Raw genomic sequence first — 22,102 nt, 5'->3', positions numbered from 1 at the left:
GCTACTGCTTCTCGATGCGATCGAGGTAGACCCGGCGCACGTCGTCGTCGACCCGGTTGATCGCGGCGTCGTCGTGAGCGGCCTTGCGCACCAACCGGATCAGCGATTCCGGCAGCAGCGTGGCGGCGTTCGCGGCGACGCCGACATACGACGGGACCGATGTCTCGGCGGCCCGGGTCTTCACCGTGCGGACCACGGCGGCGGCGATGTCTTCGGGCTCGACCGTCGGCAGAATGCCCACGTCGATGCCGGAGCTCAGTTCGGTGCGCACGGCCGAGGGCAGGACGGTGCTCACGCTCACCCCGGTTCCATCCATCTCGAGCCGGGTCGCCGCACTGAGCCCGACCACCGCGAACTTGCTCGCGTTGTACACCGCCAGCCCCTTGAGCGGGAACTTGCCCGCCAGCGAGGCCACGTTCACCACGTGGCCGTAACCGCGTTCCACCATGGCCGGTAGCGCCAGCCGCATGCCGTGGATGACCCCGTAGACGTTGACGTCCATGGTGAGCCGGTCGATGCGCTCGGACTGTTCGAGGAACGGCGCGTTGGGCATCACGCCCGCATTGTTCACCAGCACGTCGAGCGGGCGGCCGTGCCAGTCGACGGCGGCGTCGAGAAACCGTGCGTAGGAATCCTTGTCGGTGACATCGAGCGCGTGTCCCATTGCCCGGTCACCGAATTCGGCCGCTGCCTGCACGACCAGCGCCTCGTCGAGATCGCCGAGCGCCACCCGCGCACCCGCCGCCACGAAGGCACGTGCGGTGGCCAGGCCGATGCCACGCGCCGCGCCGGTGATGGCGACGAGCGCGCCGTCGAGTTCGATCTTCGGATAGCTCATGACAGCACCTTGCTCTCGGTGACGGTGAAATCGGCGGGATCGAACGAACTGACCCGGCTCCTCAGGGCCCCGGTCGACCACGGCCAGCTGAAGCTGTTGCGCCCGTTCACATCCAGGTAGTAGCTACTGCAGCCACCGGAGTTGTAGACGGTCCCGGGCAGCGCGGCCTGCACCTCGTCGACATACCGGGCCTGCACCTCCGGGCGCACGTCCAGCACCGGCCAGCCCTCGCGGCGGGCGCGGGTGACCGCCGAAACCAGGAAGGTGATCTGGGCTTCGAGAACGGCGAACGCCGAGGAATGTCCGGTACCGAGGCTCGGTCCGAGGATGGAGAACATGTTGGGGAAACCGGTGGTGACGGTGCCGAGGTAGGCCTCGGGTGAACCCTTCCAGTGGTCGGCCAGTGAACGTCCGTCGGCGTCGCGCACGATCTCGCCCAGCGGGGAGTCCAGGATGTGGAAGCCGGTGCCGAGGATGATCGCGTCGACCTCGGCACTGCTGCCGTCGGCACCGATCACCGTGTTGCCCCGGATTTCGGTGACGGCGGTGGCGTGCACGTCGACATTGGGTTCGGTGAGCGACTGTAGGTAGTTGTTGGAGAACAGGATCCGCTTGCAACCGAGCAGGTAGTCGGGAGTGAGCTTGGCCCGCAGCGCCGGATCACGCACCACAGCACGCAGATACGCCGAACCGATCCCCTGCACCGCCTGCATGAGCGGACGCGGATGCCGGAAGGCCACTCCGAGTCCCTCCATCATCGCGTACTCGATGCCACGTAAAGCTTTGTGCGCGAACGGGACCCGGCGCATCACCTGCTTCTCGATGCCCGGCACCGGATGGTCCGGCTTCGGCAGCACCCACTGCGCGGTGCGTTGGAACAGGTGCAGTGCGGCCACCTCGGGCTGGATCTGCGGCACGAACTGCACCGCCGACGCACCCGTTCCGATCACCGCGACCCGCTTCCCGCGCAGGTCGTAGTCGTGATTCCAGCGCGCCGAATGGAAGACCTCGCCCTCGAACTCGTCCAGGCCGGTGATGTCGGGGAAGCGCGGTTCGTTCCACGGGCCCGCCGCCGAGACGACGAAGCGCGCCGTGAATTCGCCGGAAGTGGTGTCCAGGCGCCACAATTCGGCTCCTGCGTCCCACTGGGCTCCGGTCATCGTCACCCCGAAACGGGTGCGCTCGGCGAGGCCGTGCTCGCGTGCCACCCGGTCCACATAGGCGAGGATCTCCGGCTGGGTCGCGAACAGCCGCGACCACTCCGGGTTCGGCGCGAACGAGAACGAATACAACCCCGAGGGCACATCACACGCGCACCCCGGATACGTATTGGCCCGCCACGTCCCCCCGAACGTTTCGGCCTTCTCGACGATCACCACATCGTCGACCCCCGCCTCCCGCAACTTGACGGCAGCGCCGACACCGGACACCCCCGCCCCGATCACGATCACCTCATGGTGCTGAGTCATCCGGCTCTCCTTCTTCGCAGAATCTCGGGTCACTGTGTGCTCGTCGTGTGCATGAGCTCATGGGCCAGATGCCGCACGCCTGTGGCCGCGGCCCGCGCCCGCAGACGACAGGGCACCTTCCGGCGGCCGGGGCCTGCCGCGCACCGAGTTCGTGCTCTGATCTGCGAGCTACCGATCATCGCGCGAGACTCGCGGTGCGCAGTGCTTCGTGCACGCGGGCATGGGCATTGGCGTGGGCGGCGGCGAGGGTCGCCGGGCGGCGACGGGAATCCATGAAGTTGGGGCCCATCGCGGCCAGTTCGGCGGGGCCCGGCTCGACGCGGATCACGCGGACGCCGTTGTCGCGCAAGAGCTTCACCTCGCGGTCGAGGCCGCGGGTCATCTGGGTGCGCAGGAGGCGTTCGATGCGGTCGAGGCCGGTGGCCGGGACGCCGCCCGCGGAGGTCATCGGGGCGACCACCACCACTTCGTCGAGGTCGAGCGGGAGCAGCAGGTCGGCCGAGACCGAGGAGACGGCTCCTCCGTCGACGTAGTCCCGGCCGTTGATCCGTACCGGCGGGAACCAGCCGGGGATCGCCCAGGACGCGGCGATCGCGTCACCGAGGTCGACAGGAGCGCCCTCGGCGGGCCGATGCAGCGAATCGGCCTCGAACCCGTTGGCACCGAAGGCGATCCGTTGCCCGGTCGCGGCGTCGGCAGCCACCAACCAGGTCGCGGGGTGATCCACCCAGCCGTCGGCATCGGCGAGCTCCCGGCCGAACGAGCGGAGCCAGCTCGCGTCACCGCGTCCGCGTGGCAGCAGCCCGGCCAGGGCGCTGTAGGCCGAGCCCGCGCGGAGTCCGGCACCGATCAGGCCGAGGTTCGGCAGGCCGATACCGGGCAGCGGTGGGAACTTGCCGGGGTCGACGGCGATGTGCGCCGCGAGTACCGGGTCGGCGTCGGGCTCGGCGTCGAGGGCTGCCACGAGATCGGCCGGTGTGCGGCCGGAACCGAGGGCGGCCACGATCTCCGCCCCGGCCGAGGTCCCGATCAGCACGTCGGCCGATCGAGCATCCCAGTCCAGCGCGCGTTCGACCGCATGGAGGGCCACAGCGGTCCAGGCGAACCCGAGGACACCACCGCAACCGATGGCAAGGCCACGTCGAGTGCTCATAATCCAGATACTAACGGTATTCGAATTCCACCGGTACCCCTTTTTGCTAAACTGCCGCATATGACCAGGCTGACGCGCAAAGAGTCCCACGCACGGACGCGCGAAAGTCTCGTCGAGACCGCCAAACGCCTGTTCCTGGCCGACGGTTACAACGTGACCTCCCTGGAGAAGGTCGCCGCCGAGGCCGGTTACTCCAAGGGCGCGGTCTACTCGAATTTCGCCACCAAACACGAACTCGGCCTCGCCGTGCTCGATGTGGTGCACGTGGAGCGGGCCGAATCCCTGTCGGCCGCGATTCTCGGACCCGACACCATGGCCGAACGGATCGAGGGATTCGCCCGGTGGGCCGACGAGAACATCGGCGACGTCGGCTGGACAGCCCTGGAGGTCGAGTTCGCCACCAGCACCCGCCACCTCCCCGATATCCGCACCGAACTGGCCGAACGCCGCCGCTCCCTCACCGCCGTCCTGGCCTCCCTGATCGAAATCCAGACCGCCGAACTCGGCATCACCCTCCCCGTCCCCGCCGACGAAGCGGCCCTGCGCATGCTCGCCCTCGGCATCGGCCTCGGCGTCCAGCGCGCCATCGACCCGGAGATGCCGGTAACCGCCCTCGTCGACATGCTCCGCGAACTGACCATCGTCCGAACCAGCTGAATCGATCCGCTACCGGGCACCCAAGCTCGAATCGAACCACGTCGATCCAGTGGGCCGCGGGCGGCGAAAATCGGTAGACACCGCGGCGACTTCTCCATGCCATAGCCGGTGCCGTAACGGTCGTCGTCTACAAGGCAGACGGCAGGCAGGGCGCGCTTCCGTCCCCCGAGTCGCGATGGACGAGACTGTTCGTATCCGGCCGAATCCGCAGTCGCGCCTGAAGGTCTAGTTCACGGGGGACAGATGGTCTACGAATCTGCTCAGCGGGTCGGGCCCTGCGACCAGTGTGGTGCAGAGGTGTTGAGCGTAGTCAGTGAAACTGTTAACGCTGCAACGTTCGAGTGGGCCATCGAAGGCTCTTGTAGCGAATGCGAACACATCTGGCATGCCAGTGGGAACGGTATTTCGGCGGAGGTTCGCGCCGCGATCATCGCCGACAACGGTCCGAGCGGGCTGCGGATTGTGGATCCGGATCCCTCGGTGGGCGCGATGATGCGGGTGATCCGCAGCCGGGAATCGTTGCCGCTCCATGAGCTGAGAGCTGCGGCCGAGGATCTGGTGGCGAACGGGCGTGCGGGGACACTCGCGGAGATGTCGCTGCTCCGAGAGCGATTGGAAGATCAGGGTGTCCGGGCCGAGGTCGTCTTCGCGACGCCGCGACCATCCGGACGCACGATCAGCCTTGTCAAGCGCGTCGTCTATCTCGTTCCGCCTAAACGGCTCAGTGATCCGGACACTCGGACGGCACTGGTTCCCCACCGCCTGGCCGAAGCAGAGGCCGAGCTTCTGGCCGGGTACCTGGAATCGGCGACCGTGCTGGCGATAGCCGCGAGCAGGCTTCCGGATCGATTGACCGGGCGCCTGCTGTTACCACTGGGCGTCATGACCGATGGGGAATGGGTCTGGAATCTCGACTGGGCGGACTACGTTCGGGCCTATCGCGTGGACCCGTCCCAGCAATTCCGCGACCACGCCCGCAGCCGCAATTACGCCCCGGTCGAGCTCGACGACGACCGCCTCCAGCAGATCTCACGCACCCTCGGCGTTCCGGGGTAACGCGAAACGCCCTGTCGATCAGGCGAAGACACGCGTGGTTGTGCCCCGTCAGCAACGCGTTCGGCGCAATGATCGTGACCGCCCCGTCCCGACAGCCTGATGATCGGTTCAGCACAAGGGGTTGTCGGTGTGCAGGATTTGTTCGGCGAACCATTGAACTCGGGCCGAGGTGATTCCGGTTCGATGCTCGACGGCCAGGGGGTGATCGGTGGTCGCTGCGGTGAACAGCCCGTCACCAGTCGCGCCCGGCCAGCAGTTCCTCGGAGTCCGCATTCGGGAAGCCGTAGGCCGATGCGATCGCGCAGAAGTCATCGGCGATCACTTCGCGTGCGACCGTCTCGATTTCGCTGCCGGCCGCCTCGAATTCCGCCTCCAGGTCGTTGAACTCCGCTGTGGCGCCCTGGGTGAGGATGTACAGGGCCGCCAGATCCGACGGCCGTTCCGACTCGATGGTCTCGCACAGGCGGAGCAGGACCGCCTTGCACCGGTCGAGCACGACATCGGGATAGTACGGGTCTCCGTACATCTCTCGCAGGAACGGATGCCCGGCGATCTGGCGGTTCGTGATCGGCATGCGTCGATCATGCACGGCACCACCGACAACCGCGCGGTCACCGATCATCGGAAGATGGACGAGCGCATCAGGATTGGTGTCAGGCCGCCATCAGCAGTGCGTTGGGTGCGATCATCGTGGTGCGCGGCATAGCGGGGGCGGCGATGCGGCGGTCGCCGCCGACGACGACGGCTGTGCGCTGGCGCATCATTTCCGCCACCTGGCCGACGAGGTCGCCGACGCTGGTGCCCAGTGCACCGGCCAGGGCGGCGATCATCTCGCTGGAGGGTTCCTTGCGGCCGCGTTCCACCTCGGAGAGGTACTGCGGGGAGATGCCCGCGCGGCCCGCGGTGTCGACCAGCGTCGAGCGCTGCTCTTGGCGCAGGGTACGCAGCCGTTCGCCGAGGGCCTCGCGCCACAGCAGTTCGGGGCGTGCCCGCCGCTCCTCGCGCCCGCCTGGAATCACCCGCAAACCCTTGTGCTCGCCCATGCTCCGAGCGTAAGGACTGCCGGCGCGACACACCCGGTTCTTCTGCTGTGGGCGTAACTCAGCGGCAGTGCCGGGACAGCGCGACGACGCCTTCAGCCAGGTGACACCGCAGCTCGCGTCGATCCGACGGCATACGCGTCAACGGGTGATGCCGAAGCGGGTATCGACCCAGCCGAGGGCGTCGGTGAACGACGCGGAGATGATCTCGCTGTGGTCGACGCCGTCGTATTTGCGGTAATCCACCGATTGACCGCGCATCTGCTGCTGGGCCACCATCGCATCGGTCGACTTCAGCGGAACGGTGTGATCGTCGCGGCCCTGCAGCACCAGGACCGGTTCGGTGAAACTCAACCCGCTCGGGTCGTTGTCGTCGAGGACGCGCAGCAGCCCGGACAGGTCACCATCGCGCTCGAGAACGTCCTTGACCGACAGCCCACCCCATTTGCCCGATTCACTCAGGGCCGCCGCGCAGTCGGTCTCCGCGAGTGGCAGCATCGACACCGCACGCTCGGTGAGGAACCGGGCCGGGTCGAGCTCGGTGACGGTCTGCGCGCCGCGAACCAGCATCGGCAGGTACACCGCCAGCCCACCGGTCCCGACCGAGCCGAGCGGGTTCGACACCGCCCACTTCGCCATGCGCACCTGCTCCGCCAGATGGGACGCGGGTGCGAGCGCGACGGCACCGAGCAGATCGACCGCAGGAGCCCAACCGCCGGCCGCGCTCGCGGCGAACAGGGCCGCGTGCCCACCCTGGGAGTGGCCCATCGCCACCCAGCGGGCACCGATATCGCGGTTGAATTCCCTTGCCGCGACGACGATGTCGGCCACGGCACGCTGCTCGGTCTCCCCGATGAGGTAGCCGTGGCCGCCGGGTGTGCCAAGACCCTGGTAGTCGGTGCGGGCCACCGCGTACCCGGCGGCGACCCAGCGGGCCAGCTCGTCCCTCGTCGGTGACGCACCGTCGGCCCGCGAGGGCGCGCACACGTCGGCGACGCCGTTGGTGCCCGGCGCGAAGGAGATCAGCGGCCAGCCGCCCACCGGCGGCGTCCCCGGCGGCACCGATACCGTTCCCGAGACGGCGACCGTCGCCCCGTGCGCGTCGATCGAGCGATAGAGGATCAGCTCGGTGCGGGCACCCGGTACGGCATCGGGCAGCGAACGAGTGCGGATCACCGAACCCCGTGCGCCCGGCAGGGTTTCACCGTCGGCGGTGTAGAAGTCCGAGGTCGGTGCACCGGCGGCGGGTTCGGTGTCGCGGAACGAGTCGTCGGCGCAGCCGACGGTCGACAAGCAGGTCACCACTACCGCGGTGACGATCCGAGCCAGTGCTGTGCGCATGATCCCCCTTCACCGGCGACCGGCCGTGCCGGCCGCGAAAGCCGCCGCTCAGGGTACTCGATCACGCGCGGACGGCCGGGCGGGTGCCCGGCCGTCCGCAGTGTCTCAGCGCAGGACCCGGCCGAGGAAATCACCGATCAGCGTGGCGATCTCTGGGCCGTGTGTTTCGAGGGCGAAGTGCCCCGCGTCGAGCAGGTGCAGTTCGGCGTCGGGCAGATCGCGCAGGTAGGCGCGGGCGCCGTCGGCACCGAAGATCTCGTCGTGCTCGCCCCAGGCGATGAGCGTCGGGGGACGGTGCTCGGCGAAGTACTTCTGGAATTCGGGGTAGCCGTCGAGGTTGTTCTTGTAGTCGGCGAACAGGTCGAGCTGGATCTCCTTGTTGCCGGGACGGTCCAGGTAGGCCTGGTCGAGAGTCCAGGTGTCCGGGCTGACCAGCGACAACCGTTCGGCCGGAACACCATGGGTGTACTGCCATTTCGTCGCGTCGGGCTCGAGCAGCTTGCGGACCTCCGGTTCGTGGGCGGCGCGGTCGTTCGCGTGGGCGAACAGCGGCTCCCAGAACGGTGTGAAGCCCTCCAGATAGGCGTTGCCACTCTGGGTGATGAGGGCGCTCACGCGCTGCGGGTTGCGTGCGGCGATACGCAAGCCGATGGGCGCGCCGTAGTCCTGGATGTAGAGCGCGAACCGGTCGATGCCGAGGGTGTCGAGCAGTTCGAGGGTGAGGGCCGTGAGGTTGTCGAAGGTGTAGTCGAACTCGTCGGCCGTCGGCATCCCGGACTGCCCGAAGCCCAGATGGTCGGGCGCGATCACGTGATAGTCGGCGGCGAGGGCTGGGATCAGGTTCCGGAACATCGCCGAACTCGTCGGGAATCCGTGCAGGAGAACAACTGTCGGCGCCGACGGGTCACCCGCCTCGCGGTAGAAGATGGACTGGCCCTGGATCTGGACCGTGTTGTGACGAACCTTGCTCATGATGGATCTCTCTTTCTCGGTGGGTATTTCGGAGGTTCAGACGGTGACCGGTTCGCGACGGCGAACCGGTGCGACAAGGACAGCGGCGGCAACGGTGAACACCACGGTGAGCGCGAAATAGCCGCGGTAGCTGTCGGTGAGCGCGTGGATCACGGCGGCGACACCCAGCCCGGCGGCGGCCGACAGCTGATGAATCACCCAGGCGGGAGCCAGGGTTCGGCCCATGCGCGCCGGATCGAGTCCACGCGACACGATGGCCATGGTGAGCGGGATGACCGGGAAGGAGGCGATGCCGAACAGCACCGCGACCAGCACCAGCGAGCCCGGCACGAACACCGCGAGCAGCAGCGCGGCGAGTCGCACCATGAACAGGATCCGCAGCAGGTCTTCGGGTCGGTGACGGCGCAACAGCGGAACCAGCGCTGCGGAGGTCACGCCGGCCGCGAGCGCCGCGACGGCGACCAGCCTGCCCGCCCCGGTGACCGACCACCCCAGTTCCACCGCGTGCTTGGGCAGCATCAGCACGACCACGTACAGGGTGGCGGAGTGTAATCCGAACGCCACCAACATCTTCCACCGATCCGCAAGCGACTCCCTCGCACCGGCCACACCGGTGGCTCGCTGATCGTCGGGCAGCAGCCGCCACAGCACGGACGTGACGGCCAGGCCGACGGCGCCGAGCAGGGTGAAGGTGGCGCGCACACCGATCGGCTCGAACAACGCGGTCGCCGCCCACGGAGTGACGAGCTGACCCAGATTGATGCCGATCGCCGCCCGCGCCATGGCAGGTCCCGCCTGCGCGCCGTGCGCCCGCCCGAGCAGCGTGGTGACCGTGAGGGTGGACGCCGAGGCGAACCCGAGCCCGCCGAGCACCATGTACGCGGCGACGAACTGCCAGGTCTGGGTGACCACGGCCAGCACGAGATAGCTGCCCGAGATCAGGCCGAGCCCGCCGATCAGCACCCGCTTGGGCCCGAGCCGATCGAGCAGCCGCCCGATCCCCTGCTGCGCCACCCCGGTGACCGCCGTCCCCAACGCGGCCGCCACGGCCAGTGCCGTCGCCGACACCCCGTACGACGCGGCGGTCGGAGCGAAGAACACCCCCATCGTGAAGTTCAGCCCGAACGACACGGTCATCGCCGCCAGTCCCGCCCAGGCAAGATTCTCTCGCCGCATGCCCGCCACTTCCTAACCGGTGAAAATTGTTTCACTGGTTAGAAGTCGACAGCCGTCAGGTTGATTCCCGATGCGCAGAAATTTCTTCCCCGAAACACGAACGGCGCGTTCACCTCTGAAGGTGAACGCGCCGGTGCGCGGAGAAAGGGACTAGCGGCCGATAGCGGCGGCCATCACCCGGACAGCCGAGATCAACCCGTCGATCAGGTTGCCCTGACGGAAGGAGGCCAAGGCGGCGGTGACGCCGAGCTGGCAGATGCGGTCGTTGGCGCGCTCGGCCACGGCGGCACCCGAACGGACCTCAACGGCACCCTGGTTGGGCGAGACCGCGATGAGGACCGAGTCGGCGGACTCGGGGGTGTTCGGCAGCAGCGCGTCGGCGCCCGCGGCCGGGTCGGCACCCAGGTCGCCGAGGTAGATGTTGAAGCGCACCTTCGTGGCGCGGGTGGCGTCGGTGAGCGCGTTGTCGAGGGCGACCCGCTCACGATCGGTGAACGGCACCTCGTCGAACACCGTGCCGGGCTCGTGCACACCGGAGACGCGGCCACTGCTGGTCAGCGCGTACCCGTGCGGCAGGTCGGCTTCGACAACCGCGGGCCAATTAGAACTTGCCACTTGCCCGGCCTCCGATCAGCTCCGCGTGCGCGGGTTCGAGAACCGCATGGCTGCCATGCGGTTCGGCGTGGTGGTGACCGGACGCAGCGGTCACCTCGTCGGTAGCGCTCCACAGCACCGGCGGGTGGGTCCACTTCTGCCCGAGCTCGAAGTGGGCCGGCTTCTCACCGGGCAGTGGCTTACCGAGATAGGACAAACCCGCGATCGCGAAGTAGATCGCGGCCGGGATGCCGACGAAGATCAGCACTGTCTCGAGAATGCTCACGAGTGAAACGTTAGACGATGCTGTGTAGTAGTTCATCTCCGGTCGTCGGAAACGCGCGTGTCAGACCAACCAGGCCGCTGAATTCGCGGGCAGGCGGTCGTCGGCCACCGGAGCGCTGGACAGCAGCAACTCCCCCGGCGGCAGCTGAATCGGCCCGTCGGAGGCGTTGAGCACGCACACCAGCCCACCCGGCCTGCGGAACGCCAGACACCCCGCGGGACTGCCGTACCAGTCGATCTTCTCGCCCGCGAATTCCGGCCGGGTACCGCGCAGATCGATCGCCAGGCGGTACAGCGACAACGTGGAGTGCAGGGTTTCCAGCTGGGCTTCGACGGTGCGGTCGGCCCACTCGGCGGGCATCGGCAGCCACGGTGCACCCGTGGTGAAACCGAACGGCGGCGTACTGCCCTCCCACGGAATCGGCACCCGGCACCCGTCGCGACCACGCTCGGTGTGACCCGAGCGTTCCCACACCGGATCCTGCAGCGCTTCCTCGGGCAGATCGTCGACATTGGGCAGCCCGAGCTCGGCGCCGTTGTAGACGAATACCGCACCCGGCAGCGCCAATTCGACCATCATCATCGCCCGCGCCCGGGCCACCCCGGTCTTGCCGCCGCCGTAGCGGGTGACCTCACGTTCGATGTCGTGGTTGGACAGGGTCCAGGTTGGTGGGGCGCCGACCGCGCTCACCGCCTCGAGCGAATGGGTGATGGCGGTGCGCACGTCCTCGGCGGTGAAGGCCGCCTCGGCCAGCCGGAAGTTGAACGCCAGATGCAGTTCGTCGGGGCGCACGTACTCGCCGAAGCGCACGTTGTCGTCGACCCACACCTCACCGATGGACACCGCGTGCGGATAGTCGTCGAGCACGGTGCGGATGCGGCGGTGGATGGCGTGCACGCCGGGGTTGTTGAAGCGGGGATCGTCGTCGTCGTGCACCAGCATCTTGGTGTCGACTTGCGCCATGTCGGGCAGGCCCTCCGGCTTGGCCATGCCGTGGGCCACGTCGAGACGGAAACCGTCGACCCCGCGATCGAGCCAGAACCGCAGCGTCTTCTCGAAATCCGCGGCGACGTCGGGGTTGTCCCAGTTCAGATCGGGTTGTTCGCGGGCGAAGATGTGCAGGTACCACTGACCGGGGGTGCCGTCGGGTTCGGTGATCCTGGTCCAGGCCGGGCCGCCGAAGATGCTCGGCCAGTTGTTGGGCGGCTCGGCGCCGTCTTCGCCGCGACCGTCGCGGAAGATGTAGCGGGCCCGTTCGGGACTGCCCGGTGCGGCTTCGAGCGCGGCCGCGAACCACGGATGCTCGGTGCTGGTGTGGTTGGGCACCAGATCCATGGTGACCTTGATCTCTCGATCGTGGGCCTCGGCGATGAGTTCGTCGAGGGCCTCGAGGCCACCGAAGAGCGGGTCGATGTCGCGGGGATCGGACACGTCGTAGCCGCCGTCGGCCTGCGGTGAGCGCATCACCGGACAGATCCACAGCGCGTCGACACCCAATAGCTCGAGGTAGCCCATCTTCTCGCGCACACCGCCGAGGTCGCCGACCCCGTCACCATCGGAGTCGGCGAACGAACGCGGATAGACCTGATAGAACACGGCGGTTTTCCACCACGGAGCGGTGCTGTTGTCCCCCGGCACCGGCGAGGCAGGTGTCTGTGTCACAACCGCAATATTGCCAAAGAACGCCCACAATATTCATGCGGCGCGAGACTTTCTTCGAATCCGGCAAATCGCCAGCGTTCGCCACGCCGGACGGAAACATCGCGGTAAACCGGGGCGCAGGTCCGAAATCGGGCCTCTACCTGGACGTCACCAGCGAATCCCGGGCGTCCCGGGCTCAGTGCGGAGCGTTCTGCAACGAGGCCGCTGCCATCTGGAAGTAGTCCAGCATCGCCTTGCGGTGCTCGGCGTCCAGGATCGACGGTTCGATCTCGTCGACGGCGATCCGCATGCAGCGCAACCACGCGTCCCGCTCGAGCGCCCCGATGACGAACGGATGATGACGCATCCGCAGCCGGGGGTGGCCGCGCTCGTCGGAGTAGGTGCGTGGCCCACCCCAGTACTGTTCGAGGAACATCCGCAACCGGCGCTCGGCCGGCCCCAGATCCTCCTCCGGATACAGCGGGCGCAGGATCTCGTCGGCAGCGACCTCGCGATAGAACACCGACACGATGCGGCGGAAGGTCTCCGCGCCGCCCACCGCGTCGTAGAACGAGGTCGTTGTCTGCTCACCTGAAGTCACGCGCTCCATTGTGCCCCGAGCGCGTGCCGGGCCTTCAATCACAGTTCACCCGAAAGTTTGAAAAATAACCGTGCAATACGGGCTCAACCGTGGTCAACTGGGGGACAGTATCGGCCCCAGATACCACATGATCCTGCCAATCATGAAATTGAGGTCACACAATGAAGCAGCGGCCAAGCGCCAGGTCACACGAGGCGCGCGCGCACCGACAACTCCAGCCCGCCGACGTCCACAATCGTGGCTCGGGGGCTATTCCGCTGCACATCTTGTCCGATCACCATCCGGGCGCACACGGTCTGCACGACCTGCCGCATCGCCCCGCGCCACTGCATCTCGCCGGCGATCACGACGCCGCCGCCTGGCGTAAACGCCGGGTGCTGCTTCTCAACGCCACCTACGAACCACTCACCGCACTGTCCGCTCGCCGCGCTGTCGTTCTGCTGATCTGCGCGAAGGCCGACGCGGTCCACGACGATCCCGCCGCCCCGGTCCTGCATTCGGCGGGCGCGACGGTTGCCATTCCCTCCGTTATCCGGCTGCGCACCTATGTGCGCGTCCCCTACCGTGCCCGGGTGCCGATGACCCGGGCGGCACTCATGCACCGCGACCGCTACCGCTGCGGCTACTGCGGCGGCAAAGCCGAAACCATCGACCACGTCATCCCGCGCAGTCGCGGCGGGGAGCACTCGTGGGAGAACTGCGTGGCCAGCTGCGCGCCGTGCAACCACCGCAAAGCCGACAAGATGCTGACCGAGCTGGGCTGGACGCTGCGTCATCCGCTGGTCTCGCCCAAGGGCCCGCACTGGCGGTTGCTGTCGACCACCGCCGACCTCGACCCGCTCTGGTTGCAGTACCTGGGCGAAGGGGCCGCCTGATCAGGCGCTCTCGATGACCATCGTGGCCCACGTGCCCGGCTCGAGAGCCTCGAAGACGTGCGGGAGATCACCCAGGTAGCGGATGTAGTCACCTGGGCGCATCTCCACGGGCTCGTCGGCGGGACCGACGATGGCATGACCGGCCGCGAGGACCACGTGCTCGACCACACCGGGCGTGTGCGGTTCCGAGCGACGAATCTGACCGGGTTCGGCCGCGATCCGGTACACATCGCAGCGCGTGTGTGACTGGCCTGCCGCGAGCAGCGTGACGCGATAATCCGCGTCGGCGGAGGGCACCTGCGAACCCTCGTCGGCGCGGATCACCTGCACGTTCGGGCGCGGCGGATCGAGCAGTCGCGAGAACGGCATCTCCAGGGCGACACACAGCGCCCACAGGGTTTCCAGGCTGGGATTACCGGTGCCCGATTCCAGTTGCGACAGTGTGGACTTCGCCACACCCGCGCGGCTGGCGACCTCGGTGAGCGACAGGCCGGCGCGGGCGCGTTCTCGTCGTAGGGCCGCCGCGATCACCGCTTGCGGTGGTCCGGCGACCGGGTCCTGCCGGTCCATCAACGCCTCCTCCGGAGCTGTTTCCGCGTTGACTTTACCGACCCGCAGCGTTCACTATGAAAAACATGCGTTCGATCTGGCGAACACTCGATCGGCGGACCGCCGCCGCCGTGGCCGCGGCCTGCCTGGCCGTCGGCCTCTTCGGCGTCTCCTACGGCGCCTCGACCATCGCTGCCGGGTTCCCGGTGTGGATGCCGATCGTCGCCGCGGTGACGGTGCTGGCCGGCGGCTCGGAACTGCTGTTCTTCGGGATCGTCGCGGCCGGTGGGAGCCCGCTCGCCGCCGTCGTCGCCGGGTTGCTGCTCAATGCCAGGCACCTGCCGTACGGGTTGGCCGCCCCCGATGTGTTCGGCCACGGCTGGCGACGGCTGCTCGGGATCCACGTCCTCAACGACGAATCGGTGGCCTTCGCGACCGCACCCGGCGTTCGGGAACGCAAGCGTGCGGCGTATTGGGCCTGCGGAATCGGGGTGGCACTGTGCTGGCCGCTCGGCGCGACCCTCGGCGCCGCCCTCGGTTCCCTCGTCCCCGACACCTCCGCACTCGGCCTGGACGCGGTGTTCCCGGTCATCCTGCTGGCGCTCCTGCTGCCCGCGCTGCGTGACCGCGCGACGCTGCGCCCGGTACTGGCCGGGGCCGGGCTGGCAGTCGCGATTGCGCCATTCGTGCCGGCCGGGTTGCCGGTGTTGATCGCGCTGATCGGGTTGCTGCTGGCGTCCCGGCCTGCGAAGCCATCGGATTCCTCAGCGGCTCAACCGGAGAGCGTCGGCGGAGTCGGCCACGCGGCGGGGGCAACACCGCCGGCAACACCACAGCGCGTCCCGAAGGCCGGCTATGCGGAAGCCGATGCACCGGACACCACAACCTCGGCGACACCACAAGGTGTCCGATCGGCTCGCCATGCGAAGGTCGGCGCTCTGGGCGACCGAGGCATGGTTTCAGCGGTGGACGATGGTTGCGTAGCAGGCGTCGGCGTGGCGGGTGCCGGCGTGCAGCCAGGAGTGTGGGTCGCCGGCGCGGATTGCTGCCCAGCTGCGGCATTCTCGCGCGGGGATGCGACGTGAACGCGCCCTACCTGGTGCCCGCGATGATGGCGCTGGCGGTCGGCACCTATGCGTTGCGGTGGGCGGGGCCGGCGTTGCGGGATCGAATCCGGTTGTCGGCGCGCACTGTTGCGCTGCTCGACACCGGGGCGTTGATTCTGCTGGCCGCGCTGGTGGCGACGGCGACGTTGCCGACGGGCACCGGGAAACTCGGCGTCGCCTTGCCCGCCGGGGTGGCGGTCGGCGGTGTGCTCGCCTGGCGACGGGCACCCTTACTCGTCACGGTGATCGCCGCAGCCGCCACGACCGCACTGCTTCGGCTCGTCGGCGTGCATTGAGCCGAGTCCCACCCGCGCCGCGCGATCGGTCGAGGGGCGTAGCGCCGGCCCATGGCAAGGTGCCGGCCTGTGGCAGAGTGCCTCCCGGTGGCGTAGCGCGGCCCGGTGGCGTAGCGCGGCCCGGCGGCAAAATACCGACCGATCGCAATACGCGGCCCGATCACATCGCACGGCGCTCGGGTCGAATTCGGCACCTGCGTGCCTGCCGGTTGGCGTCTAGCGCTGCTGCGTGTGAGTTCAGCTGGGCGACAAGGGGATTCCGCCACCCAGGCGGCGAGCGACGGAACCGTAGCGGGCGTCGAGGCGTAGCCAGGTGCGGGTGGTGCGGACGCGGACCAGTTCGGTGGGCTGAATGCGCCGGGATTCGGCCTTATCGCCCGCGTGCGGGATGAAGTCCATGGCGGTGAGGGCAAAGACGACGCGCATCGGGACCTCGACCGCGAGATCACCCGCGCCGGTCACTGTGAGCACCGACTGGTCGAGCAGGGACGCGGGCGGACCGTGGGCGCCGCCGTGCTCGCGCGCCAGATCGGCTCCGCGCTCGGCCAATTCGACGAGTGCGCGGGCCGGAACGTCGTCGACGTGGGCGAAGCCGTCGGTCGGCGGGAGCGCACCGCGCCAGGCCGAGTCCATCGAATAGCCGAGGTCGATCGGATGCCCGGTACCGAGCCCGGCCAGCACCATGTCGGCACCGACCGTGACATCGTCGACACCGAGTTCGGCCGTGATCGTGCGCACCGCCAGTGTCTCGAAACCCGTTGCCACCCAGGCGGAGACGAGACTCGAGCCGCGGCGGCGCAACCGCACCACCGCCGCTTGGTCCAAGCGCAATGCCCGCGACAGGAAGGTGGCCAGGTTCTCGCGTTCGGCCGGGTCGGGCGTATGCAGCACTCGCTGTTCGGAACTCACGAAATCAGGCCCGCCACAGCGCCAGGTAGTCGCGTTCGGTGTCGGTGAGCCTGCGCAACCGCTGGGTGTCGATGTCGAACGCCGCGAGCTGGGTGGTCGCGGTGACCGCGGGCGGCGAATCCGGTGCGGCGCCGCTGGCCCGCACCTCGTAGCCGACGGTGAAGTCGACGGCGCGCAACTGCTTGATCCACATGGCGATATCGAGCGGGGTGTCCTCGTGGCGCAGTTGTCCCCGGTACTTCACGTGCAAATCGACGAGCACACAACCCTGCCTGCCCATCGACGCGGTCGGCTTGTCGTCGTCGAACAGCCAGGGGATTCTGGCCTCCTCCAGCAACGTCACCATGCGGGCATGGTTGACGTGCTGGAACACGTCCATATCCGACCAGCGGATCTCGACCTTCGCGTGGAAACGCTGCGGCAGAACCAGCTGCGCTTCGGGCGCGGCGGTGCTGCCGTTCGGCGAACTCGTCACCGTGGTACCTCCGATTGGGCGCCCACCCCGCTCACCATGCTCCGCACCTGTCGCGCGGCGACCGACAGTGTGGCGAGGTCGTGGGTCCCGGACTCGAACAGTTCCGACAGGGCAGCGCGCGCACGACCCAGCCGGGACTGGTTCTTCGACTCCCAGTATGCAATTTTCTCGTCGGGCGTCTCCTCCGGGTCGCCCGCCGACAGCACATCGAGGGTCAGCGAGCGCAGCGAACCGTACATGTCGTCGCGCAGCGCGAGCCTGGCCAGCGCGTGCCAGCGGTCGCCGCGCTCGAGGTGGCTCACCGCCTCGAGCAGCCAATCGATCTTGAGGTGCTCGTTGAGCGCGTAGTACAGCGCACCGACTTCGGCGCCGTCGCGGTCGGTGATGTCGGCGATGTCGACCACGTCGAGCAGCGGGAAGAGACCGAGCAGTCCGAATACTTCGGTGGCCAGTTCGGTCGGGGCGCCACGGGCGATGAGTTCGGCCGCACCCTGAGTGAGCGAGGTGACGTGGTGCCCGCGCAACCAGCCGGGCACCTGCGGCGCCAGCTCCTGCACCCGCCGGTGGTAACGGTTGATCTCCGCGCCCACGGCGACGGGCTGCGGGCGGTTGCTCAGCAACCAGCGCGAGGCCCGGTCGAGAGTGCGCTTGGATTCCAGCTCGAGCAGGTCGCAGACCGCGGCGGGGGCGTCGGCGCTGCGGATACGCGACCACACGTCGTGCAGCTGGAAGATCGCGGTGGCCGCGGCGAACGCGCGAACCGTGTCGGACGTGGTCGCACCGACCTCTTCGTTGAGCCGGTGGGCGTAGGTGATTCCGCCGTAGTCGACCACCTCGTTGACGAGCATCGTGGTGACGATCTCGCGGCGCAACCGGTGCTTCTTGATCTCGGCACCGAACCGTTCGCGCAGTGGCGTGGGGAAATACAGCGGCAGCCTGCCCGCGAACGCGGCGCTGTCGGGCAGGTCCGTGTCGAGCAGGTCGGCCTTGAGGCCGAGCTTCACGTGGGCCAGCAGGTTCGCCAGCTCGGGCGAGGTGAGACCGACGCCTTCCGCCTCCCGCTGTTGCAACTCGGTTTCCGACGGCAGCGCCTCGAGCTCACGATCCAGACCACGTCGCTGTTCGAGATCGGAGATCACCCGCGCGTGCACGCTGGCCATCTGTGCCGCGTCGGTGCGGGCGATACCGATCAGGAAGTTCTGATCCACGTTGTCCTGCAACACCATTCGCGCGACCTCGTCGGTCATCGAGGCGAGCAGCGGGTTGCGGTCCTGCGGTGCGAGCGCGCCCGCGCTCACCACACCGTCGAGCAACACCTTGATATTGACCTCGTGGTCGGAGCAATCGACGCCCGCCGAGTTGTCCAGGGCATCGGTGTTCATCTTGCCGCCCGCGCGGCAGAACTCGATGCGCCCGAGCGCGGTGGCGCCGAGGTTGCCGCCCTCGCCGATCACCTTGACGCGCAACTGGTTTCCGTTCACCCGGACCGCGTCGTTGGACTTGTCGCCCACCTCGGCATTGGTCTCGGTACTGGCCTTCACATACGTGCCGATACCGCCGTTCCACAGCAACTGCACGGGCGCGAGCAGGATGGCACGCACCAGTTCGGGCGGCGACAGCGCCTGCACCGCGTCGGGCAGGCCGAGCGCCGCCCTGGCCTGCGGCGAGATCGGCACCGATTTCACGGTGCGTTCGAACACGCCGCCGCCCGAGCTGATGAGGCTGCGGTCGTAGTCGGCCCACGACGAACGCGGCAGTGCGAACAGCCGCTCTCGTTCGGCGTAGGACGTGGCCGCGTCGGGGTTCGGGTCGAGGAAGATGTGGCGGTGGTCGAAGGCCGCGACCAGCCGGATGTGGCGCGAGAGCAGCATGCCGTTGCCGAACACGTCGCCGCTCATGTCGCCGACGCCGACCACGGTGAAGTCCTGGCTCTGGGTGTCGATGCCCATCTCCCGGAAGTGGCGTTTCACCGACTCCCACGCGCCCTTGGCGGTGATGCCCATGGCCTTGTGGTCGTAGCCTGCCGACCCGCCGGAGGCGAAGGCGTCGCCGAGCCAGAAGCCGTAGCGCTTGGCGACATCGTTGGCGATGTCGGAGAAGCTCGCCGTGCCCTTGTCGGCGGCCACCACGAGGTAGGTGTCGTCGCTGTCGCGGCGGACCACGCGCTCGGGCGGCAGCACCGCACCCGTGGCCAGGTCGACGTTGTCGGTGACGTCGAGCAAGCCGGAGATGAAGGTGCGGTAGCAGTCGATGCCCTCGGCGATGCTCGCCTGACGGTCGGCGGCCGGGTCGCCGGTGGCGGCGGGCGGCCGCTTCACCACGAACCCGCCCTTGGCACCGACCGGCACGATCACCGCGTTCTTGACCGCCTGGGCCTTCACCAGACCCAGGATCTCGGTGCGGAAGTCCTCGAGCCGGTCGGACCAGCGCAGACCGCCACGCGCCACCGAACCGAAGCGCAGGTGCACACCCTCGACCCGCGGCGAGTACACGAAGATCTCGAACTGCGGTCGCGGCTTGGGCAGTTCGGCGATTTCTCGCGGCTCGACCTTCAGCGACAGGTAGCCGCGCGGTGCGCCGTCGGCGTCGACGACGTAGTTGTTGGTGCGCAGGGTCGCCTTGATGAGACCGAGGATGGCGCGCAGGATGCGGTCGGCATCCATGCTGACCACCTCGTCGATGCCGGCGCGCACGCGTGTTTCCAGTTCGGCGGCGTGCTCGGCCGAGACGGTGTCTGGATCGAATCGCGCGGCGAACAGGGCGACGAAGTCGCGCGCCACCTCCGGATGCGCGAGCAGGACGCGGGCGATATTGACCTGGCTGTAGGGAAAACCCGCCTGCTGCAGGTACTTCGCGTAGGCGCGCAGGATGGCGACCGAGCGCCAGGGCAGGCCTGCCCGCAGCACGAGTTCGTTGAGACCGTCAGCTTCGGCACGGTCGTACCAGACTGCCTCGAACGCCTCGGTGAAGCGGGCGCGCAGGCCGTCGGCCTGGCCCGGGTGTTCGAGCAATTCCGCGTCGAGATCGCCGCCGAGGGCGTTGCGCAGCAGTTCGGGACGGGCCTGCAAGCCGAAATCGTAGATCCAGCGCTCGGTTCCGCCGTCGAGTTCGAGCTGGTAGGGCCGCTCGTCCACGACCTCCACGCCAAGGCTCTGCAGCACCGGAAGCACCTGGCTCAACGACACACCACGCCCGGCGATGTAGAGACTGAACCGCCACGAACCGGGTTCGGCCTCGGACCGGCGGTACAGGTGCTGATCGATGCCACCTTCGGACAGTTGCTCGAGGCGCGCGATGTCGGCCAGGGCTCGGGCAGGCGCGAAGTCTTCCTTGTAGCTCTCCGGCAGTGCCTTCGAATAACGCGAGACCACGGCGGGATCGAGCACCGTCGACGACGCGACCTCGTCGCCGATCCGATCGTCCCAGGAGTGGCTCGCCGCGTTCAGCAGCGACTGCAGGCGGCGCCGGTTCTCCTCGGAGGTGTCGGGGCCGTCCTGACCGGCGGCCTCGGGCGGCAGCATCACCGTGAAATACACACTGGCGAGCTCGCTTTCGCTCACCCGGGCCGAGTAGTCGATGTCGACGCCGCCGAGTTCGCGCACCAGGATGGACTGCATTTCCAGCCGCACCGCGGTGGTGTAGCGGTCGCGCGGCAGGTACACCATGCAGGCGACGAACCGGCCGTAGGTGTCGCAGCGCAGGAACAGCCGTACCTGCCTGCGCAAACCGACGCCGAGGACCGCGACGGCGGTGCGCCGCATGGTCGCGGTGTCGGCGGAGAACAATTCGGTGCGCGGGAACGACTCGATCACCTCGAGCATCGCCTGCCCGGAGAACGAGTCCTTGTCGAAGCCCGCGGCCTCGATGGCGGTACGTACGCGGCGATTGATGACAGGAATATCGAGCACGTTCTCGTGCACGGCGCTCACGGTGAACACGCCGATGAACAGGTGCACACCGACCACGGCGCCGGCGTCGTCGACATCGGCGACCCCGATGAAGTACGGGTACACCGAGCGGTGCACGGTCGCGCGGACCAAGCCCTGCGTGAGCATCAGCAGCGGGCGGTCACCGCCGTTGATCGGCACCTGGAAGTCGGTGCCGATGTCGGGGCGAAGCACACCGAGGCTGGTGCCCGGAACCCGCGCGGGGACGGTGTGGCCGTTCTCGGTGGTGCGCTGGTAGCGCGTGTAGCCGAGCAGCGTGAAGTTGCCGTCGGCCAGCCAGCGCAGCAGCTGGGCGCAGTCGGCGAGATCGACCGACGGGAAGGGCGCGGTGCCCGCCGCAGCGGTCCGATCGAGACGATCGGCGAGCGAACTCTGCGCCTCGACCATCGCCTCGGTGTCGTCGATCACCTGACGCACGTCGGCGAGCACCTCGGGCAGGGTGCGTTCGATCTCGTCGAGCTGGGCCTGCTCGGTCGACGGGTGCAACTGCAGATGCATCCACGACTCGGCCAGCCCCTCGGCGCCGTTGCCGTCCACCTCGTGCGGTGCCGCGCCGACGAGCGTGCCGTCGGCGTCGCGAGTGACCTCGAAGATCGGGTGGATCAGCTCGCTCACGCTCACCTGCATGCGGCCCAGCGCCGCCGTGATCGACTCGACCAGCAGCGGCATATCGTCGGTCACCACCTGCACGGCGGCTCCCATGCCCGACCCGTCGTCGGGATGATGCACCTCGACCAGGGCCTTACCCGGTTGACGGCGGGCGGCGAGTTCCATGTGGTGGCGGAAGATCTGGGTGATCCCGGTGATCGGAAAATCCACGTCCCCCGCGTCGACGTGTCGGAAATACGCCTCCTCGAGTGTCGCGAGATCGTCGCGCAAACTCGGTGGCATTCCCGCCGCCCAGCCCGCACTCGACATTTCCGACGAGACCGTCATCTTTCGCCTGCTCCCATGTTTCGGTTGGCTTCGATTCCGTAAAGTCCGGTGACGCGATTCCGAGACTAACGCCGCCGCGCGAGCCGTGCCGTCGGAAATCCGGCTTCCCCGCCGGTAACTTGTGAAACGCCGACGGCCCGGCCGTTCGATCGACAAGTCGATCGTCAGGCCGGGCCGTCGATGCG

The 22,102-nt window shown here is 68.2% G+C and carries 21 protein-coding genes; 5 read left to right on the top strand and 16 right to left on the bottom strand.

The genetic code is table 11. The features are described from left to right. Window position 1: 1 nt before the first annotated feature. The 3 genes from LDL21_RS17565 to LDL21_RS17555 all read right to left on the bottom strand — a co-directional run bounded on the left by LDL21_RS17565 (window position 2) and on the right by LDL21_RS17555 (window position 3,460). On the bottom strand, window positions 2-838 hold the full coding sequence (locus LDL21_RS17565; protein ID WP_225280990.1) for an SDR family oxidoreductase: 837 nt from the start codon (window positions 836-838) through the stop codon (window positions 2-4). Then, window positions 835-2,307: a flavin-containing monooxygenase gene (locus LDL21_RS17560; protein WP_225280989.1), complete on the bottom strand. Its 1,473-nt coding sequence runs from the start codon at window positions 2,305-2,307 to the stop codon at window positions 835-837. The genes LDL21_RS17565 and LDL21_RS17560 overlap by 4 nt, the downstream gene beginning before the upstream one ends. 175 nt (window positions 2,308-2,482) lie before the next feature. Continuing rightward, window positions 2,483-3,460 carry a patatin-like phospholipase family protein gene (locus tag LDL21_RS17555; protein WP_225280988.1) on the bottom strand — a complete coding sequence of 326 codons (978 nt, stop codon included), beginning with the start codon at window positions 3,458-3,460 and terminating at the stop codon, window positions 2,483-2,485. Window positions 3,461-3,520: 60 nt separating this feature from the next. On the opposite strand from LDL21_RS17555, the gene LDL21_RS17550 reads away from it, so the two are divergent. Together LDL21_RS17550 and LDL21_RS17545 are read left to right on the top strand one after the other, a co-directional pair. Beyond that, a complete protein-coding gene (locus LDL21_RS17550; RefSeq protein WP_181697904.1) occupies window positions 3,521-4,117 on the top strand; it encodes a TetR/AcrR family transcriptional regulator in 597 nt (198 codons plus the stop codon). Between the two features lie 243 nt (window positions 4,118-4,360). Further along, window positions 4,361-5,173: a hypothetical protein gene (locus tag LDL21_RS17545; protein WP_225280987.1), complete on the top strand. Its 813-nt coding sequence runs from the start codon at window positions 4,361-4,363 to the stop codon at window positions 5,171-5,173. A gap of 232 nt (window positions 5,174-5,405) precedes the next feature. On the opposite strand, the gene LDL21_RS17540 is transcribed toward LDL21_RS17545, so the two are convergent. From LDL21_RS17540 to LDL21_RS17500, 9 genes are all read right to left on the bottom strand, one after another. Further along, a complete protein-coding gene (locus LDL21_RS17540; protein WP_225280986.1) occupies window positions 5,406-5,747 on the bottom strand; it encodes a DUF5713 family protein in 342 nt (113 codons plus the stop codon). A gap of 79 nt (window positions 5,748-5,826) precedes the next feature. Continuing rightward, a complete protein-coding gene (locus LDL21_RS17535; protein ID WP_225280985.1) occupies window positions 5,827-6,216 on the bottom strand; it encodes a helix-turn-helix domain-containing protein in 390 nt (129 codons plus the stop codon). A 138-nt stretch (window positions 6,217-6,354) separates the two neighbouring features. Then, window positions 6,355-7,554, bottom strand: a complete 1,200-nt coding sequence (locus tag LDL21_RS17530) for an alpha/beta hydrolase family protein (protein ID WP_225280984.1) — start codon at window positions 7,552-7,554, stop codon at window positions 6,355-6,357. A 105-nt stretch (window positions 7,555-7,659) separates the two neighbouring features. Next, window positions 7,660-8,526, bottom strand: coding sequence for an alpha/beta fold hydrolase (locus LDL21_RS17525; protein ID WP_225280983.1), 867 nt, complete (start codon window positions 8,524-8,526; stop codon window positions 7,660-7,662). A 36-nt stretch (window positions 8,527-8,562) separates the two neighbouring features. Continuing rightward, window positions 8,563-9,702, bottom strand: a complete 1,140-nt coding sequence (locus tag LDL21_RS17520) for an MFS transporter (RefSeq protein ID WP_225280982.1) — start codon at window positions 9,700-9,702, stop codon at window positions 8,563-8,565. 150 nt (window positions 9,703-9,852) lie between these two features. Next, a complete protein-coding gene (locus LDL21_RS17515; protein WP_067486151.1) occupies window positions 9,853-10,317 on the bottom strand; it encodes a DUF5130 domain-containing protein in 465 nt (154 codons plus the stop codon). Continuing rightward, window positions 10,304-10,582, bottom strand: coding sequence for an aa3-type cytochrome oxidase subunit CtaJ (ctaJ, locus tag LDL21_RS17510; protein WP_067486150.1), 279 nt, complete (start codon window positions 10,580-10,582; stop codon window positions 10,304-10,306). Before ctaJ ends, LDL21_RS17515 begins: the two co-directional genes overlap by 14 nt. A 60-nt stretch (window positions 10,583-10,642) precedes the next feature. Next, entirely contained in the window at window positions 10,643-12,244 is a 1,602-nt protein-coding gene (locus tag LDL21_RS17505) for a glycoside hydrolase family 13 protein (RefSeq protein ID WP_225280981.1), read from the bottom strand. A gap of 175 nt (window positions 12,245-12,419) precedes the next feature. Further along, on the bottom strand, window positions 12,420-12,833 hold the full coding sequence (locus tag LDL21_RS17500; RefSeq protein ID WP_067486149.1) for a globin: 414 nt from the start codon (window positions 12,831-12,833) through the stop codon (window positions 12,420-12,422). A gap of 152 nt (window positions 12,834-12,985) precedes the next feature. Here LDL21_RS17500 and LDL21_RS17495 point away from each other — a divergent pair, with 152 nt between their 5' ends. Next, a complete protein-coding gene (locus LDL21_RS17495; protein ID WP_225280980.1) occupies window positions 12,986-13,699 on the top strand; it encodes an HNH endonuclease in 714 nt (237 codons plus the stop codon). On the opposite strand, the gene LDL21_RS17490 is transcribed toward LDL21_RS17495, so the two are convergent. Further along, on the bottom strand, window positions 13,700-14,269 hold the full coding sequence (locus LDL21_RS17490; RefSeq protein ID WP_067486951.1) for a helix-turn-helix domain-containing protein: 570 nt from the start codon (window positions 14,267-14,269) through the stop codon (window positions 13,700-13,702). Window positions 14,270-14,334: 65 nt separating this feature from the next. Between LDL21_RS17490 and LDL21_RS30075 the strand changes: the two genes are divergently transcribed. Both LDL21_RS30075 and LDL21_RS17480 read left to right on the top strand, forming a co-directional pair. Continuing rightward, window positions 14,335-15,333 (top strand): AzlC family ABC transporter permease, encoded by a 999-nt coding sequence (locus LDL21_RS30075; protein ID WP_308017141.1) that lies wholly within the window; start codon window positions 14,335-14,337, stop codon window positions 15,331-15,333. Then, window positions 15,330-15,650, top strand: coding sequence for an AzlD domain-containing protein (locus tag LDL21_RS17480; protein WP_225280979.1), 321 nt, complete (start codon window positions 15,330-15,332; stop codon window positions 15,648-15,650). Before LDL21_RS30075 ends, LDL21_RS17480 begins: the two co-directional genes overlap by 4 nt. 237 nt (window positions 15,651-15,887) lie before the next feature. Here the strand turns inward: LDL21_RS17480 and LDL21_RS17475 are convergent, their stop codons facing one another. Genes LDL21_RS17475 through LDL21_RS17465 form a run of 3 tightly spaced genes read right to left on the bottom strand, consistent with a single transcriptional unit; the run spans window position 15,888 to window position 21,917 of the window. Then, a complete protein-coding gene (locus LDL21_RS17475; protein WP_225280978.1) occupies window positions 15,888-16,559 on the bottom strand; it encodes a DUF8185 domain-containing protein in 672 nt (223 codons plus the stop codon). Between the two features lie 4 nt (window positions 16,560-16,563). Further along, the gene (locus tag LDL21_RS17470) at window positions 16,564-16,989 is read right to left on the bottom strand and encodes a thioesterase family protein (RefSeq protein ID WP_067486948.1); all 426 of its coding nucleotides are present in this window, start codon (window positions 16,987-16,989) and stop codon (window positions 16,564-16,566) included. Window positions 16,990-17,030: 41 nt separating this feature from the next. Further along, the gene (locus tag LDL21_RS17465) at window positions 17,031-21,917 is read right to left on the bottom strand and encodes an NAD-glutamate dehydrogenase (protein ID WP_225280977.1); all 4,887 of its coding nucleotides are present in this window, start codon (window positions 21,915-21,917) and stop codon (window positions 17,031-17,033) included. Window positions 21,918-22,102: the final 185 nt, after the last annotated feature.

This window comes from Nocardia rosealba (genome assembly GCF_020216065.1).
Lineage (GTDB): Bacteria > Actinomycetota > Actinomycetes > Mycobacteriales > Mycobacteriaceae > Nocardia > Nocardia rosealba.
This window is presented reverse-complemented; position numbering and strand designations above follow the sequence as displayed.

Coding starts and splice junctions, on each gene's coding strand:
- LDL21_RS17530 (WP_225280984.1), bottom strand. CDS start 7,554: ATGCGCACAGCACTGGCTCGGATCGTCACCGCGGTAGTGGTGACCTGC.
- LDL21_RS17490 (WP_067486951.1), bottom strand. CDS start 14,269: ATGGACCGGCAGGACCCGGTCGCCGGACCACCGCAAGCGGTGATCGCG.
- LDL21_RS17520 (WP_225280982.1), bottom strand. CDS start 9,702: ATGCGGCGAGAGAATCTTGCCTGGGCGGGACTGGCGGCGATGACCGTG.
- LDL21_RS17495 (WP_225280980.1), top strand. CDS start 12,986: ATGAAGCAGCGGCCAAGCGCCAGGTCACACGAGGCGCGCGCGCACCGA.
- LDL21_RS17545 (WP_225280987.1), top strand. CDS start 4,361: ATGGTCTACGAATCTGCTCAGCGGGTCGGGCCCTGCGACCAGTGTGGT.
- LDL21_RS17500 (WP_067486149.1), bottom strand. CDS start 12,833: ATGGAGCGCGTGACTTCAGGTGAGCAGACAACGACCTCGTTCTACGAC.
- LDL21_RS17465 (WP_225280977.1), bottom strand. CDS start 21,917: ATGACGGTCTCGTCGGAAATGTCGAGTGCGGGCTGGGCGGCGGGAATG.
- LDL21_RS30075 (WP_308017141.1), top strand. CDS start 14,335: ATGCGTTCGATCTGGCGAACACTCGATCGGCGGACCGCCGCCGCCGTG.
- LDL21_RS17535 (WP_225280985.1), bottom strand. CDS start 6,216: ATGGGCGAGCACAAGGGTTTGCGGGTGATTCCAGGCGGGCGCGAGGAG.
- LDL21_RS17565 (WP_225280990.1), bottom strand. CDS start 838: ATGAGCTATCCGAAGATCGAACTCGACGGCGCGCTCGTCGCCATCACC.
- LDL21_RS17560 (WP_225280989.1), bottom strand. CDS start 2,307: ATGACTCAGCACCATGAGGTGATCGTGATCGGGGCGGGGGTGTCCGGT.
- LDL21_RS17555 (WP_225280988.1), bottom strand. CDS start 3,460: ATGAGCACTCGACGTGGCCTTGCCATCGGTTGCGGTGGTGTCCTCGGG.
- LDL21_RS17550 (WP_181697904.1), top strand. CDS start 3,521: ATGACCAGGCTGACGCGCAAAGAGTCCCACGCACGGACGCGCGAAAGT.
- LDL21_RS17540 (WP_225280986.1), bottom strand. CDS start 5,747: ATGCCGATCACGAACCGCCAGATCGCCGGGCATCCGTTCCTGCGAGAG.
- LDL21_RS17525 (WP_225280983.1), bottom strand. CDS start 8,526: ATGAGCAAGGTTCGTCACAACACGGTCCAGATCCAGGGCCAGTCCATC.